This window comes from Microvirga zambiensis WSM3693 (assembly GCF_016735695.1).
GTDB lineage: Bacteria > Pseudomonadota > Alphaproteobacteria > Rhizobiales > Beijerinckiaceae > Microvirga > Microvirga zambiensis.
The window spans coordinates 25897-39313 of record NZ_JAERQD010000022.1; the positions used below are offsets into that span (position 1 = coordinate 25897).

The 13417-nt window shown below is 65.7% G+C and carries 15 protein-coding genes; 8 read left to right on the top strand and 7 right to left on the bottom strand.

Annotation, left to right across the window (positions count from 1 at the left end; genetic code table 11):
* Positions 1-184 precede the first annotated feature (184 nt).
* From JKL46_RS17520 to JKL46_RS17535, 4 genes are all read left to right on the top strand, one after another.
* The gene (locus tag JKL46_RS17520; protein ID WP_201835228.1) at positions 185-979 is read left to right on the top strand and encodes an inositol monophosphatase family protein; all 795 of its coding nucleotides are present in this window, start codon (positions 185-187) and stop codon (positions 977-979) included.
* A gap of 219 nt (positions 980-1198) precedes the next feature.
* The gene (locus tag JKL46_RS17525) at positions 1199-2161 is read left to right on the top strand and encodes a flagellar motor protein MotA (protein WP_201835230.1); all 963 of its coding nucleotides are present in this window, start codon (positions 1199-1201) and stop codon (positions 2159-2161) included.
* Complete coding sequence (locus JKL46_RS17530; RefSeq protein ID WP_201835232.1) at positions 2161-3189, top strand: peptidoglycan -binding protein; 1029 nt, start codon at positions 2161-2163, stop codon at positions 3187-3189. The genes JKL46_RS17525 and JKL46_RS17530 overlap by 1 nt, the downstream gene beginning before the upstream one ends.
* Positions 3190-3396: 207 nt before the next feature.
* On the top strand, positions 3397-3819 hold the full coding sequence (locus JKL46_RS17535; RefSeq protein WP_201835234.1) for a GFA family protein: 423 nt from the start codon (positions 3397-3399) through the stop codon (positions 3817-3819).
* Between the two features lie 47 nt (positions 3820-3866).
* On the opposite strand, the gene JKL46_RS17540 is transcribed toward JKL46_RS17535, so the two are convergent.
* Positions 3867-4034 carry a DUF3606 domain-containing protein gene (locus tag JKL46_RS17540; protein WP_201835236.1) on the bottom strand — a complete coding sequence of 56 codons (168 nt, stop codon included), beginning with the start codon at positions 4032-4034 and terminating at the stop codon, positions 3867-3869.
* Positions 4035-4132: 98 nt separating this feature from the next.
* On the bottom strand, positions 4133-5932 hold the full coding sequence (locus tag JKL46_RS17545; protein ID WP_201835239.1) for an ABC transporter transmembrane domain-containing protein: 1800 nt from the start codon (positions 5930-5932) through the stop codon (positions 4133-4135).
* Positions 5933-6097: 165 nt separating this feature from the next.
* Here JKL46_RS17545 and rpmE point away from each other — a divergent pair, with 165 nt between their 5' ends.
* Positions 6098-6337, top strand: a complete 240-nt coding sequence (gene rpmE / locus JKL46_RS17550) for a 50S ribosomal protein L31 (RefSeq protein WP_201835393.1) — start codon at positions 6098-6100, stop codon at positions 6335-6337.
* A gap of 88 nt (positions 6338-6425) precedes the next feature.
* On the opposite strand, the gene JKL46_RS17555 is transcribed toward rpmE, so the two are convergent.
* From JKL46_RS17555 to JKL46_RS17565, 3 genes are all read right to left on the bottom strand, one after another.
* Positions 6426-6683, bottom strand: a complete 258-nt coding sequence (locus tag JKL46_RS17555) for a low affinity iron permease family protein (protein ID WP_246529368.1) — start codon at positions 6681-6683, stop codon at positions 6426-6428.
* A gap of 310 nt (positions 6684-6993) precedes the next feature.
* Positions 6994-7524 carry a protease adaptor protein RcdA gene (rcdA, locus tag JKL46_RS17560; protein ID WP_201835241.1) on the bottom strand — a complete coding sequence of 177 codons (531 nt, stop codon included), beginning with the start codon at positions 7522-7524 and terminating at the stop codon, positions 6994-6996.
* A gap of 352 nt (positions 7525-7876) precedes the next feature.
* Positions 7877-8083 (bottom strand): DUF1192 domain-containing protein, encoded by a 207-nt coding sequence (locus tag JKL46_RS17565; protein WP_201835244.1) that lies wholly within the window; start codon positions 8081-8083, stop codon positions 7877-7879.
* 103 nt (positions 8084-8186) lie between these two features.
* Here JKL46_RS17565 and JKL46_RS17570 point away from each other — a divergent pair, with 103 nt between their 5' ends.
* Both JKL46_RS17570 and JKL46_RS17575 read left to right on the top strand, forming a co-directional pair.
* Entirely contained in the window at positions 8187-9185 is a 999-nt protein-coding gene (locus JKL46_RS17570; protein ID WP_201835246.1) for an NAD(P)H-quinone oxidoreductase, read from the top strand.
* 233 nt (positions 9186-9418) lie between these two features.
* A complete protein-coding gene (locus tag JKL46_RS17575; RefSeq protein ID WP_201835248.1) occupies positions 9419-10141 on the top strand; it encodes a DUF1013 domain-containing protein in 723 nt (240 codons plus the stop codon).
* 264 nt (positions 10142-10405) lie between these two features.
* On the opposite strand, the gene JKL46_RS17580 is transcribed toward JKL46_RS17575, so the two are convergent.
* Positions 10406-10615, bottom strand: a complete 210-nt coding sequence (locus tag JKL46_RS17580) for a hypothetical protein (RefSeq protein WP_201835250.1) — start codon at positions 10613-10615, stop codon at positions 10406-10408.
* 12 nt (positions 10616-10627) lie between these two features.
* Positions 10628-12541, bottom strand: a complete 1914-nt coding sequence (locus JKL46_RS17585) for a propionyl-CoA synthetase (RefSeq protein ID WP_201835252.1) — start codon at positions 12539-12541, stop codon at positions 10628-10630.
* Between the two features lie 113 nt (positions 12542-12654).
* Here JKL46_RS17585 and JKL46_RS17590 point away from each other — a divergent pair, with 113 nt between their 5' ends.
* A complete protein-coding gene (locus JKL46_RS17590) occupies positions 12655-13413 on the top strand; it encodes a TSUP family transporter (protein WP_201835254.1) in 759 nt (252 codons plus the stop codon).
* Positions 13414-13417: the final 4 nt, after the last annotated feature.

A 13417-nucleotide genomic window follows, 5' to 3' on the forward strand; every position in this document is an offset into this window, starting at 1 on the left:
CTCTTCCGATCGGGATGGCCGGGACGAGCCCGGCCATGACGAGGGATGGAGATACACCGCAAAATCGCAAAACACGGGATCATTCGAGCGGCTGCCCGGTTGATCCACCGCTTGACGTTCCCCCCGCTGTGGTCCATCGACCACTCTTCCCTTTTGAAAATCGCTCTTTGCCAGGACCTGTACGATGATCCGCTCGCCCCTCATGACCGTCATGACCGATGCCGTGATGAAGGCTTCGCGCTCCCTGAAGCGCGATTTCGGAGAGGTCGAGAACCTTCAGGTCTCCCGGAAAGGCCCTGGCGATTTCGTCTCCGCCGCCGACCGCAAGGCGGAGAAGATCCTGCGCGAGGCGCTTGAGAAGGCCCGTCCCGGCTACGGCTTCATCATGGAAGAGGAAGGCATCGTCGAGGGAACGGATCCGAGCCATCGCTGGCACATCGATCCGCTCGACGGCACCACGAACTTCCTGCACGGCCTGCCGCAATTCGCCATCTCCGTCGGTCTCGAGCGCGACGGCCAGATCGTTGCCGGCGTGATCTACGATCCGGCCAAGGACGAGCTCTTCATCGCCGAGCGCGGCAAGGGCGCCTATCTCAACAACCGCCGCATCCGCGTGGCCGCGCGCGGCGATCTCGCCGATGCGGTGGTGGCCAACGGCCTGCCCCATATCGGCAAGGGCGATCACGGCCTTTACCTGCGTGAAGCGGCTTCCGTCATGGCCTATGTGGGCGGCATGCGCCGCTGGGGCGCAGCGTCCCTCGATCTCGCCTATGTGGCCTGCGGCCGCTTCGACGCCTATTGGGAGCGCGGGATCAACTCCTGGGACGTGGCCGCGGGCATCCTCATGATCCGCGAGGCGGGCGGCTTCGTCTCCGATGCGGATGGCGGCAGCGATCCGCTCGCCAAGGGCTCGATCGCCTGCGGCAACGAATTCATGCACCGCGAACTGCTCAAGCTCCTGAAGAAGGCCAAGGGTTGATATTTCTGTTCGTGCAGGTTGCAGAGCACCACGGTCGCGCTTGATCCTTCGGACGGGCGCGGTCACATTAGCGCATCGTGCGGAAAAGTGGCCCCGGTTTTCCGCAGGGAACGATGCGCCGCTCAAAGAGTGGAGCATCGGACTAGTCCCAAAAGTGCAAATCCACTTTTGGGTCCGAGGCTCTAGAGCGGCCCCGAAGCACGAATGCACAGGATCACGATGGCGGACCAACCCCTAACCCCACCGCGGATCTATCTGATCCGCATGGCGGTCTTTCTGGTTCTGGCAGGGTTTGTCGCCTTCATCCTGTACCGGCAGATCTGGGAAGCCTTCCAGGCCAATCCCGGCCTCAACGCCCTGATTCTCGGCGTGATGTTCATCGGCATCATGCTGGCGATCCGGCAGGTCTGGCGCCTGTTTCCGGAAGTGCGGTGGGTCAATGCCCAAAGACAGGGCGAAGACGACATCGTCACCCCCGATCAGCCGGTGCTGCTGGCGCCGCTCGCCGCCCTCCTCGGCAACAGGCCCGGCCAGTCGGGCTTTTCCGTTGCGGCGACCCGCTCGGTCCTCGATTCCATCGGTGCCCGCCTCGACGAGAGCCGCGAGATCGTGCGCTATCTCGCCGGCCTCCTGGTGTTCCTGGGACTGCTCGGCACCTTCTGGGGCCTCATCGACACGGTCGGCTCGGTCGGCCGCATCATCTCCTCGCTCCGGACCGGCCAGGATTCGGCCGTGCTCTTCGACGAGCTGAAGAATTCGCTCGCCGGCCCCCTGCAGGGCATGGGCCTGTCGTTCTCGGCCTCACTCTTCGGCCTCGCAGGCTCCCTCGTCCTCGGCTTCCTCGACCTTCAGGCCGGCCAGGCTCAGAGCCGCTTCTACACCGAGCTTGAGGATTGGCTCGCCACCTCGACGACCGACGCTCCCGTCGAGCCCACCCTTCGCACCGGCACGCCGCAGGAACTGGCCATCGCCCTCAACCGCCTGACCGCCGCCGTCAATGACGGCGCCGGCGGTCGGGCGGCGACCCAGGCCATGGCGAACCTCGCCGAGGGCGTGCAGGGCCTCGTGCAGCACATGCGGGCTGAGCAGCAGATGATCCGCGACTGGGTCGAGGCGCAGGCCGCCCGCGAGAAGGAGCTGAAGCAGGTTCTCGACCGCCTCTCCCGTGAAAGGCTGCCCTGATGCCGGCCTCATCAGCAGGAGGACGACGCCGCGGCGGTCGGGGCCAGCTCAACTACTGGCCCGGCTTCGTGGACGCCCTGTCCACGCTGCTGCTCGCCATCATCTTCCTGATCTCGGTCTTCACGGTCGGCCAGTTCTTCCTCTCCCGCGAATTGTCGGGCCGCGATACGGTTCTCGACCGGCTGAACCGCCAGATTTCCGAGCTGACCGACCTTCTCTCTCTCGAGCGCTCCAACCGGCGCAACATCGAGGAGAGCGTCACCTCCCTGCAAACGACCCTGCGGGCCAACGAGGCCGAGCGCGCGCGCCTGCAGGCGCTCCTCGACACCGGCGGCGCGGTACAGGCCCAGGCGCGGGAGCTGAACTCCCAGCTCGAGACCGAGCGCCAGACGACCGGCCGGGCGCTGAGCCAGGTCGAGATCCTCAACCAGCAGATCGCCGCCATGCGCCGGCAGCTCGCGGCGCTCGAAGAGGCCCTCTCGGCCTCCGAGAACCGGGACAAGGAAAGCCAGGCCCGCATCGCCGATCTCGGCAGCCGCCTCAACGTGGCGCTTGCCCAGCGGGTGCAGGAACTCGCCCGCTACCGCTCCGATTTCTTCGGGCGCCTGCGGCAGATCCTCGGCAACCGACCCGACGTTCGCATCGTCGGCGACCGCTTCGTGTTCCAGTCGGAGGTGCTCTTCCAGGCCGGCCAGGCGACGCTGCGCCCGGAGGCATCCGGCGAGATCGACCGCATCGCCTCCGCCCTGGTGGAGCTGGAGCGTCAGGTGCCGCCGGATATCCCCTGGGTGATCCGGGTCGACGGCCACACCGATCAGCGCCCCATCGCGACCTCGCAGTTCCCGTCGAACTGGGCCCTGTCCTCGGCCCGCGCCATCGCCGTGGTGCAGGCCCTGATCGCCCGGGGCGTCCAGCCCCAGCACCTCGTCGCCGCCGGCTTCGGCGAGTTCCAGCCCCTCGACAACGGCACGACGGAAGAGGCTTTCGCCCGCAACCGGCGCATCGAGCTGAAGCTCACGGAGCGCTGAGCCGCGCGAAGCGCTCCGTGGCGGCGACGTCGACGATCTGCGTCGAGGACGTGTCGCCCGTCACATCGGCCTTTCGCATCCTTGACTATAATCACGGCGCGGTTCGGCTTATGATGGCAGGAGCGCCGGCCGGTTCGCTTGACCGGTCCCCGTGTCGTTCTCCTGCATCGGCCGGCCGCCTGGGGGGCAAACCTGAAAGGGTGAGCCATGACGCATCAGGGAAGCTGTTTCTGTGGCGCAGTCACGTTGGAGGTCGACGGGGCACCGGAGGCCATGGGCTATTGCCATTGCCAGTCGTGCCGGTCGTGGTCGGCCGGCCCCGTGAACGCCTTCAGCCTCTGGAAGCCGGAAGCCGTGCGGATCACATCGGGCGAGGAGCATATCGCCACGTTCCAGAAAACCGAGCGCAGCCAGCGTCAATATTGCGCGAAATGCGGCGGGCACCTGATGAACAGGCATCCGCTCTGGGGTGTCGTCGACGTGTATGCCGCAACGATTCCGACGCTGGCCTTCGTCCCTGCCGTCCATGTCAATTACGCGGAGACGGTGCTGCCGATGCGGGACGGATTGCCCAAGCTGAAGGATTTTCCGGCGGAGCTCGGCGGTTCGGGAGAGACGGTGCCCGAGTGATCGTTGCGGGGCCGCGTTGACGGGATTTCCGGCTAGTTCTTGCCGAGCTAATTTTTACCCAGCGCCTGGGCGACGTCATCGACCTGGTCGCCGACGCGCCGGATGGTCTCCACGAGCTTGTGGCGCGGGACGTTCCACCGGTCCGACCAATATTGCAGGTCCCAGGCCTCATACCTGTTGATGCGGCGAGAATCCTGCGGATGCCGCCTGCTCACGACCATGCCTCCTCCCTGCCGGTCCGGCTTGACCTGAATCAAATGGGAGTAGCCCGAAGGAAGTCAGCCCGCGGAGGTGCATCTTTTTGAGGCAGCTTCTATTCGGCCGCCGCGACGTGCTCGTCGTCGGCCGTGAACTGAAGCCGGGCCAGCCGGGCGTAGAGGCCGCCCTGGCCGAGGAGAGCCTCGTGCGTGCCCTCCTCCACGATTCGGCCCTGGTCCATCACCAGGATGCGGTCGGCGGAGCGCACGGTGGCCAGGCGATGGGCGATGACCAGGGTCGTGCGGTTCTCCATGAGCCGGTCGAGCGCCGTCTGGACCTTGCGCTCACTCTCCGCATCGAGAGCGGAGGTGGCCTCGTCGAGGAGCAGGATGGGTGCGTCCTTCAGAATCGCCCGGGCGATGGCGAGGCGCTGGCGCTGGCCGCCGGAGAGGGTCACGCCGCGCTCGCCGATCAGGGTCTCGTAGCCCTGCGGCATAGCCCGGATGAAGCCGTCGGCGGAGGCGAGTTCGGCCGCACGGCGCACATCCTCCTCCGTCGCCTGCGGGCGGCCGTAGCGGATATTGTCGAGCACGCTGGCGCCGAAGATCGTCGGCTCCTGCGGCACCAGGGCCATGCGGGCGCGTAAGCCGAAGGGATCGGCCTCGGTGATCGGCACGCCGTCGACCCAGATCGTGCCGGATTGCGGATCGTAGAAACGCAGGAGCAGCTGCAGGATCGTGCTCTTGCCGGCGCCCGAGGGGCCGACGATGGCGACCCGCTCGCCGGAGGAAATGGCAAAGCTCAGGCCATGCAGGGCGCGCTGCTCGGAGCGGGTCGGGTAAGAGAAATGCACGTCCTGGAAGGCCACGGTTCCCAGCGGCGGATTGGGCAGCGGCTTGGGATTGCGCGGAGCTTCGACCGCAGGCTTGGCGGCGAGGATCTCGCCGAGGCGCTCGGCGGCGCCTGCCGCCTGGGCGAGTTCGCCATAGACCTCCGAGAGCTGTCCGAGGGAGCTTGCGGCGAAGACGGCATAGAGCACGAATTGCGACAGGCGCCCGCCGGTCATCTCGCCCGCCAGCACGTCCTGCGCACCGTACCAGAGCACGCCGACCACGCTCGCGGAGACCAGGAAGATGCCCGCGCCCGTGAGAAAGGCCCGCATGGTGGTGGACAGCCTTGCCGCATCGAAGGCTTCCTCGGCGGCGGCGGTGAAGCGGGACGCGGTGAAGCTTTCCATGCCGAAGGCCTGCATGGTCCGCACCGCGACGATGGCCTCCGCCGCATAGGCCGAGGCATCCGCGAGCCGATCCTGCGCCGCCCGCGAGCGGCGTCGCACGGCGCGGCCCGAGAACACCAGCGGCAGCACGATCACGGGTATGGCGAGGAGCACGAGCGCGGAGAGCTTCGGGCTCGTGATGATCATGAGCACGGTCGCGCCGAGGAAGAGGAAGAGGTTGCGCAGGGCGATCGAGATGCTGACGCCGAAGGCCGCCTTGACCTGGGTGGTGTCGGCCGTGAGCCGCGAGACGATCTCGCCGCTCTTGGTCTGGTCGAAGAAGGCGGGATCGAGGGAGGTCAGGTGCCGGAACACGGCGGAGCGCAGATCGGCCACCACCCGCTCGCCCAGCGTGATGACGAGGTAATAACGCAGCGCGCTCGCCAGCGCGAGCACGCCCACCACCACGATCAGGAGAATGAAATAGGCATTGATGTAGGCCCTGCCCTGGTCGGTGAAGCCGAAATCGATGACGCGACGCACCGCCACGGGCACGACGAGCGTCGCCGCAGAGGCCATGGCGAGAGCCACCAAGGCCGCCGCGATCCGGCCCTTGTAAGCGAGGCCATAGGGAATGAGCGGCTTCAAGGCGCTCAGCGCAGCCTTGGGGCGGGTCTGCCCTTCGGAGAAATCGGCCATGACACCCTTCGTTTTCGGGGAATCTCGTTGCGGCAGGGTTTAGCACCTTTGCCCCGGCTTGTTTCAAGGTCTTAAGTGAGGTATAGGCGCGCATTCATCAATTCAGGCTCGATCTCAACATTGCGGGCTGACCAGATTTGGCTGGCCGCAAGAAGGACTATGGCAATGGCGCGCAAGGCAACCGAACATCCCGACTACCACTACATCAAGGTGGTCATGACCAACGGCACCGAGTTCACGACCCGCTCGACCTACGGCAAAGAGGGCGACACCCTCAACCTCGACATCGACCCGAACACCCACCCGGCCTGGACCGGCGGTACGCAGCAGCTGCTCGACCGCGGCGGCCGTCTGTCGCGCTTCAACTCGAAGTTCGGCAACCTGGGCCTCGGCGGCAAGAAGTAATCCGGCGCCTCGCGCGATTACTTCAGACCGGAATGCAAAAGCCCCGCTTCGGCGGGGCTTTTTCTTTGATCGTTGTCCAGTCAGCGGTTCACGCCGCCTCCCTGGAGGCGGTTTCCCGAGCCCGCTGGTCGCGGATCTCCCGCAGGAGCTCGCGGTTGAGCTTCTCCAGTTCCCGCAGGCGCTCCTCCATCTCGTCGATGGTGCGGTTGCCCGTATTCTGAAGCAGAAACACCATCAGGAAGGTACAGATCGTGGTGCCGGTGTTGATCACCAGCTGCCACGTGTCGGAGAATTGGAAGAGCGGGCCGGACAACGCCCACACGATCACCAGCAGGCAGGCAATCATGAAGGCATAGGGGCTGCCCAGATTGTCGGAAATCCACTCCGACAGGATTTCGAAACGGTTCGTGAGAATGTCTTCATGGAACTCTCCTTACGACCAGCCGCCACAGGCCCGATCGCAGGAGAGCCAAGCAATCAGCCCTCTGCGCGAGCCTCTGACGGCACGGTCTTTCGACTGTCGCTTGACATGGGTTTCATCCCTGAATTGACGGCACGAGTGCGGCCGACAGAAGAGGTGTAGCTCCGGGAGCCGTGCTTTCAAGTCGCCCGGGAGATCGTAGGGCGAGGTGCGGCATCATGGCCGCTCCCCAGGGCTATTCCGCTGCCCCGAAAGCCTTCTGAAGCATTCCGAGCTGGACGGCGACCGGATTGGGGGCTGCGGGACGGCCGGATCCTTCGGCTTCGACGATGAGGCGCTCGAGATGCAGGATGCGGGCGTGGAGCCGTGTGGCGAGGCCCATAAGGTCACGCAGGCGCTCCGGCAGCGCCTCGTATTCGGCGATGGTCGTGGCGCCGTCCGGCGTGTTGAGACGCACGCGGTTCTTCTCGGTCTGGGCCTGGTCTGCCGAGATCTCCCCCTCCGCCACGGCGCGCTGCAGCAGGAGCCACGAGGCGACCTGCATCAGGCGGGTGGTGAGACGCATGCTTTCGCTGGCATAGGCGAGGCTGGCCTGGCGCGAGAGGTGGCGGGATTCCTCGCGCCCTGCGCCATCGAGATAGGCAGCCGTCTCCTCGACGAGTTCCATGCCCTCCTGGAACAGCGCCTTGAAGGCTTCGGAACCCACGAAACTCTGCCCGAACCGGACAGGATCGACGTCGAGCTGGATCACGTCGGGTTCGTTCACGCTTATCTCCCGGGGACTGACCATCCGCCGCGAACGGCCGGAGGTCTGTGTTCGAATTTATGGGAGGATTATAGGACGGTACGTCAGCACTTGCTTCGGTAACCTCTTCTTAAGGTTAAGCCGGCGCCTCAGGCGAACCCAGAGGGCAACTTCAAACGAGGTGCCCGCTTTCGGGTCTGATGCCCGCATAAAAATCGAGCCGCCCGCGGCGGCTCTTCAAGTCTAACAGGGAAGCGTCAAACAGAGTGGGCTTTCAGAGCCACTCGACATCCGGGAGAAGACTCCGGACACGCTCACTCATAATCGGGAATGGTTAACGCGCCGTTAAGGACGTTTCCCCGTTACACCCGCGTCAATCCTGCCCCAGCTTGAAGAAGGCGCTCGCGGCGGCACGGGAGTTTTCCTTGCCGGCCCTCTCTTCCTTGAGGCGGGCGATCTCGCGCTCCAGCACCTCGACCCGTTCGTCGAGTTCGTCGATGGAGAGCAGAGAAAGGTCCTGGCCGATCTGGTGCCCGCTCAAGATCTTGCGCGGTTCATCGGCGAAGGGATCGAAGGCCATTGCGTTCTCCTCTTCAGCGGTTCGTCGTCAACTTAATCCGGCATGTATTCCTTGCCAACGGAGCCTATATGCGGGGGGAGATTGTTGGCCAAAGGAGGGAAAAATGGGGCAGCTTCCGAGCATGATGCGGGCGGTCGTCGCCGAGGGCAGCGGCGGACCCGAAGTCCTGAAGGTGGTCGAGCGTCCCGTTCCTCGAGCCAAGGAGGGCGAGATCCTGGTGCGTGTGAAGGTGGCGGGCGTGAATCGCCCGGACGTGATCCAGCGTCAGGGCGGTTATCCCCCTCCTCCCGGGGCTCCCGACATTCTCGGGCTCGAGATCGCCGGCGAGGTGGCGGCCGCAGGCCCGAACGCCACGCGATTTCCCGTGGGCACGCCGGTCATGGCCCTGGTGCCGGGCGGCGGCTATGCGGATTACGCGGTCGTCCACGAGAGCAACGCGCTGCCCATCCCCGCAGGCCTGTCCGTCGAGGAGGCGGGCGCAGTTCCGGAAACCTTTTTCACCGTCTGGACCAACGTGTTCGACCGCGCCCGGCTGCAGGCGGGCGAGACCTTCCTCGTCCATGGCGGCACATCGGGCATCGGGACCACCGCGATCCAGCTCGCCAAGGCCTTCGGGGCCAGGGTGATTGCCACCGCCGGAAGCCAGGAGAAATGCGACGCCTGCCTGCGGCTCGGCGCCGATATCGCGATCAATTACCGGGCGCAGGATTTCGTCGTCGCCGTCAAGGAGGCGACCGGCGGACAGGGCGCCGACGTGATTCTCGACATGGTCGGCGGCGATTACATTTCCCGCAATTACGAGGCGGCGGCCCAGGATGGGCGGATCGTGCAGATCGCCTTTCTGCAAGGCCCCAAGGCCGAGGTCGATTTCCGCCGGCTGATGGTCAAGCGCCTGACCCACACGGGTTCGACCCTGCGGCCGCGCTCGCCCGCGGAGAAGGCTGTGATCGCGCGCTCCCTCGAGGACAAGGTCTGGCCGCTCCTGGCGCAGGGGCGCTGCCGCCCGGTGATGGATTCGCGCTTTGCCTTCGCGGACGTGGCCAAGGCCCATGCGCGGATGGATGGCAGACAGCATATTGGCAAGATCGTTCTGACCCTCTGATGCGTGGAGGCTCGCGAACGGCCCAGGTTCCGGCTCATGGGGGGACAGGAAGCGAGATGGATTTGCCGCGTGATGCTCCAAATATTTGCAACATCGCGGCACGATCCCTATAATCACCTCGTTTCCCTCACATCGTGAGACGAGATGCTCCGGTCCGCACCGGTTCGGAGCGCGAGAGAGTTTTGCCGTGCGGCGCCGACATCCGGCGCCCGGCCTGAAGGAGGTTCGCTTACATGTCCCAGGGACCGCTGATGCCGAAGGCGACAGCCGTTTGGCTCGTCGAGAACACATCACTGTCGTTCGACCAGATCGCCGATTTCTGCAAGCTGCACCCGCTCGAGGTGAAGGGCATTGCCGACGGCGAAGTCGCGGCAGGCATCAAGGGCTCGGACCCGATCACCATGGGCCAGCTGACCCGCGAGGAGATCGAGAAGGCTCAGGAGAACCCGAGCCACCGCCTCCGGCTCGCCGAGTCGCGGGTGAAGCTGCCGGAGCAGAAGCGGGTCAAGAAGGGGCCGCGCTACACCCCGGTCTCCCGCCGTCATGACCGCCCGAACGCGATCCTCTGGCTGGTGCGCAACCATCCCGAACTGAAGGACGCGCAGATCATGCGCCTCGTGGGCACCACCAAGACCACGATCCAGCAGGTCCGCGAGCGCACCCACTGGAACTCGGCCAGCCTCTCCCCGATGGATCCGGTGACCCTCGGCCTGTGCTCGCAGATCGATCTCGATTTCGAGGTCCAGCGCGCCGCCAAGGACCGTCCGCACGTGGAGGTCCAAGAGCATGGCGGCACCCTCATGCCGGCGGAAGTCTCCACCGCGCCCGAGCGGCCGGCCGACCCCTTCGCCGATATGAGCCGGCCGAAGCCGGCCCAGGAAGAGAAAATCGACGTCAACTCGGTCTTCGCCAAGCTCAAGCAGCTCAAGCGCGACGAGGACGAAGACGAAGAGTAAGATTTTTCACGCAAAAGGCCCGGAGCGATCCGGGCCTTTTCGTTTCATGGGATGTCATCCCGGACGGCGCAGCCGATCGGGGATCGCGAGCAGGACAAAGCGCTGGGACCCTCTCCCCCTTGTGGGGGAGAGTTGGAGAGGGGGGTGCTGGCGCCTGACCTTCATAGGCCATCGCTCACACCCCCCTCCCTAGCCCTCCCCCACAAGGGGGGAGGGGATGATCCGCGCCACGCTCCGAAACTGTGGCGCAATTGGATCCCGACACTAACCTGATGGTTTCGGCTGCCGCCGACGTGCCTTTGCAGGCCTCTCGCGATTGCGCACGGAACTCGCCCTGGCATCGACCGCGTCGTCGCGCGAGGCGCTGCGCCGGTCCTTGGCGGCGCGATGCGCGAGCGCTTTCTCATCGTCGCCGAGAGCCTGCGCCAGCAAAGCCTCGAACTTGGCCTGCTCGTCCTCTTTCGGCTTCGTCATCGGTCAATCCTTTCAGGCAGGCAATCCGCGAACCCGCAGCGCATCGCCGATCTCGTTCAGGATCATGGGATCGTCGATGGTGGCGGGCGTCGACCAGGCGTCGCCGTCGGCGATCTTCTTCATGGTGCCGCGCAGGATCTTGCCGGAGCGGGTCTTGGGCAAGCGCGCCACGGTGATCGCGAGCTTGAAGGCGGCGACCGGCCCGATCTTGTCGCGCACCAGCGCCACGAGTTCCTTCTCGACTTCCTCCGGAGGCCGGTTGATGCCGGATTTCAGCACCACGAAGCCACAGGGAACCTCACCTTTCAGAGGATCCTTCACGCCGATCACCGCGCATTCGGCGACCGCCGGGTGGGAGGCCAGCACCTCCTCCATGCCGCCGGTCGACAGGCGGTGGCCGGCGACGTTGATGATGTCGTCGGTGCGGCCCATGACCCAGATGTAGCCGTCCTCGTCGAGATAGCCGGCATCGGAGGTGTTGTAATAGCCGGGATAGACCGAGAGGTAGGAATCCTTGAACCGCTTGTCCGCCTGCCAGAGCGTCGGCAGCGCGCCGGGAGGCAGCGGCAGCTTGATCACGATGGCGCCCATGGTGTTGGGTGCGACAGGCTTGCCGCCCTCGTCCAGCACCTCGAGGGTGTAGCCCGGCATCGCCACCGTGGGCGAGCCGTGCTTCACGGGAAGCGCGCCCAGGCCCAGCGGATTGCCGGCCACCGGCCAGCCGGTCTCCGTCTGCCACCAATGGTCGATGACGGGCACCTTCAGGATGTCCTCGGCCCATTTCACCGTGTCGGGATCGGCGCGCTCGCCGGCGAGGAACAGGGCGCGGAACGAGGAGAGGTCGTATTTCTTGAGGAGCTCCGCCTTCGGATCCTCCTTCTTGATGGCGCGGAAGGCGGTCGGTGCAGTGAACAGCGTCACGACCCCATGATCGGAGATCACCCGCCAATAGGCGCCGGCATCGGGCGTGCCCACCGGCTTGCCCTCGTAGAGGATCGCCGTGCAGCCATGGAGGAGCGGCCCGTAGACGATGTAGGAATGGCCGACCACCCAGCCCACATCGGACGCGGCCCAGAACACCTCGCCCGGCTTGACCCCGAAGAAATGGCCCATGGACCATTTCAGCGCGACCATGTGGCCGCCATTGTCGCGCACCACGCCCTTCGGGATTCCGGTCGTGCCCGACGTGTAGAGCACGTAGAGCGGATCGGTCGCCGCCACCGGCACGCATTCGGCCCTGCGGCCCTCGGCTCTCGCCGCATCGACCGCGCTCGCCCAATCCCGGTCGCGGCTTTCGTCGAGATCGCAGGCGAGCTGCGGACGCTGGAAAACGAGGCAGGCCTCCGGCTTCGAGGTGGAGAGCGCGATCGCCTCGTCGAGCAGGGGCTTGTAGGGAATGACGCGGGCGCCCTCGACGCCGCAGGAGGCGGAGAGGATGACCTTCGGCTTGGCGTCGTCGATGCGGGTCGCGAGTTCCTTCGAAGCGAAGCCTCCGAAGACGACGGAATGGATCGCCCCGATGCGCGCACAGGCCAGCATCGCGAAGCTGGTCTCAGGGATCATGGGCATGTAGATGACGACGCGATCGCCTTTGACGACGCCCATCTCCTGCAGCACGGCGGCGAGCGTCGCCACCTCGTCCTGCAGCTCGGCATAGGTGATGCTGCGCTCCGTGTTCGTAACCGGGCTGTCGTAGATGATCGCCGCCTGATCGCCGCGCGTCGCCACATGCCGGTCGACGGCGTTGTAGCAGGTGTTGCACTCCGCGCCGACGAACCAGCGCCCGTAGACGCCGGCCTCGCCGTCGAACACCTTGTCCGCCGGCTTGATCCAGTCGATGTCGCGCGCGGCTGCCTCCCAGAAGCCAACCGGATCCGATTGCCATCCGGCATAGACCTCGCGATAGCGGCTTTGGGTCGATGACATGGCGCTCCCCGTTGCGTTCACTGCATGAGACTTCAGGCGCCTGCTGTGGTAGCAGGCGCTTGAGCCGTGGTCAGGGGCGACTTTCGGTGAGTCGACTTTCGGCGAGTGCTTTCGTGATAACCGATCCTCTCTTCTACGCCGCCGCCATTCCAGCAGTGATCCTGCTTGGACTTGCCAAGGGCGGTTTCTCGGGGCTCGGGCTCCTGTCGCTGCCTTTGATGGCGCTGGTGGTCTCGCCGGTCCAGGCGGCCGCCATCACCCTGCCGATCCTGATCGTGCAGGATGTGGTGTCGGTCTGGGCCTATCGGCATACCTGGGACCGCCGCAACGTCGTGATCCTGGTCCTCGGCGCGATATCGGGCATCCTGACGGGCTATCTCCTGGCGTCGCAGGTTTCCGATGCGGCGGTCAAGCTGGCGGTCGGCGTGATCTCGGTGGCATTTGCCGCCCGCCGCATCGTGGTGGAGCGCCGCGCGGTCCCGCCGAAGCCCGCGCCGGCCGATGTGCCGCGCGGAATCTTCTGGGGCTGGTTCACCGGATTCACCAGCATGATCGCCCATGCGGGCGGGCCGCCCTTCCAGATCTACGTGATGCCCCAGCGGCTGCCGCGCGACGTCTTCGTCGGCACGGGTGCCATCGTCTTCGCGCTCGTCAACTGGATCAAGGTGCCGCCCTATCTGGCGCTTGGGCAGTTCACGACGGAGAACATGGCAACTGCCGCAGCCCTGTTCCCAGTGGCCATCGCCTCGACCTGGGCCGGCGTGCTGCTCGTGCGGCGCGTCTCCGGACAGAATTTCTATACGGCCGTCTATGTGCTTCTGGTCTTCGTCGGAGCCAAGCTGATCTATGACGGCGCCGTAGCCTTGTTCTGAGGGG

Excerpts from the sequence above, each read along its gene's own strand:
- JKL46_RS17520 (WP_201835228.1), top strand. The coding sequence starts at position 185 with ATGATCCGCTCGCCCCTCATGACCGTCATGACCGATGCCGTGATGAAG.
- JKL46_RS17525 (WP_201835230.1), top strand. The coding sequence starts at position 1,199 with ATGGCGGACCAACCCCTAACCCCACCGCGGATCTATCTGATCCGCATG.
- JKL46_RS17530 (WP_201835232.1), top strand. The coding sequence starts at position 2,161 with ATGCCGGCCTCATCAGCAGGAGGACGACGCCGCGGCGGTCGGGGCCAG.
- JKL46_RS17535 (WP_201835234.1), top strand. The coding sequence starts at position 3,397 with ATGACGCATCAGGGAAGCTGTTTCTGTGGCGCAGTCACGTTGGAGGTC.
- JKL46_RS17545 (WP_201835239.1), bottom strand. The coding sequence starts at position 5,932 with ATGGCCGATTTCTCCGAAGGGCAGACCCGCCCCAAGGCTGCGCTGAGC.
- rpmE (WP_201835393.1), top strand. The coding sequence starts at position 6,098 with ATGGCGCGCAAGGCAACCGAACATCCCGACTACCACTACATCAAGGTG.
- JKL46_RS17555 (WP_246529368.1), bottom strand. The coding sequence starts at position 6,683 with ATGATTGCCTGCCTGCTGGTGATCGTGTGGGCGTTGTCCGGCCCGCTC.
- JKL46_RS17565 (WP_201835244.1), bottom strand. The coding sequence starts at position 8,083 with ATGGCCTTCGATCCCTTCGCCGATGAACCGCGCAAGATCTTGAGCGGG.
- JKL46_RS17570 (WP_201835246.1), top strand. The coding sequence starts at position 8,187 with ATGGGGCAGCTTCCGAGCATGATGCGGGCGGTCGTCGCCGAGGGCAGC.
- JKL46_RS17575 (WP_201835248.1), top strand. The coding sequence starts at position 9,419 with ATGTCCCAGGGACCGCTGATGCCGAAGGCGACAGCCGTTTGGCTCGTC.
- JKL46_RS17580 (WP_201835250.1), bottom strand. The coding sequence starts at position 10,615 with ATGACGAAGCCGAAAGAGGACGAGCAGGCCAAGTTCGAGGCTTTGCTG.
- JKL46_RS17585 (WP_201835252.1), bottom strand. The coding sequence starts at position 12,541 with ATGTCATCGACCCAAAGCCGCTATCGCGAGGTCTATGCCGGATGGCAA.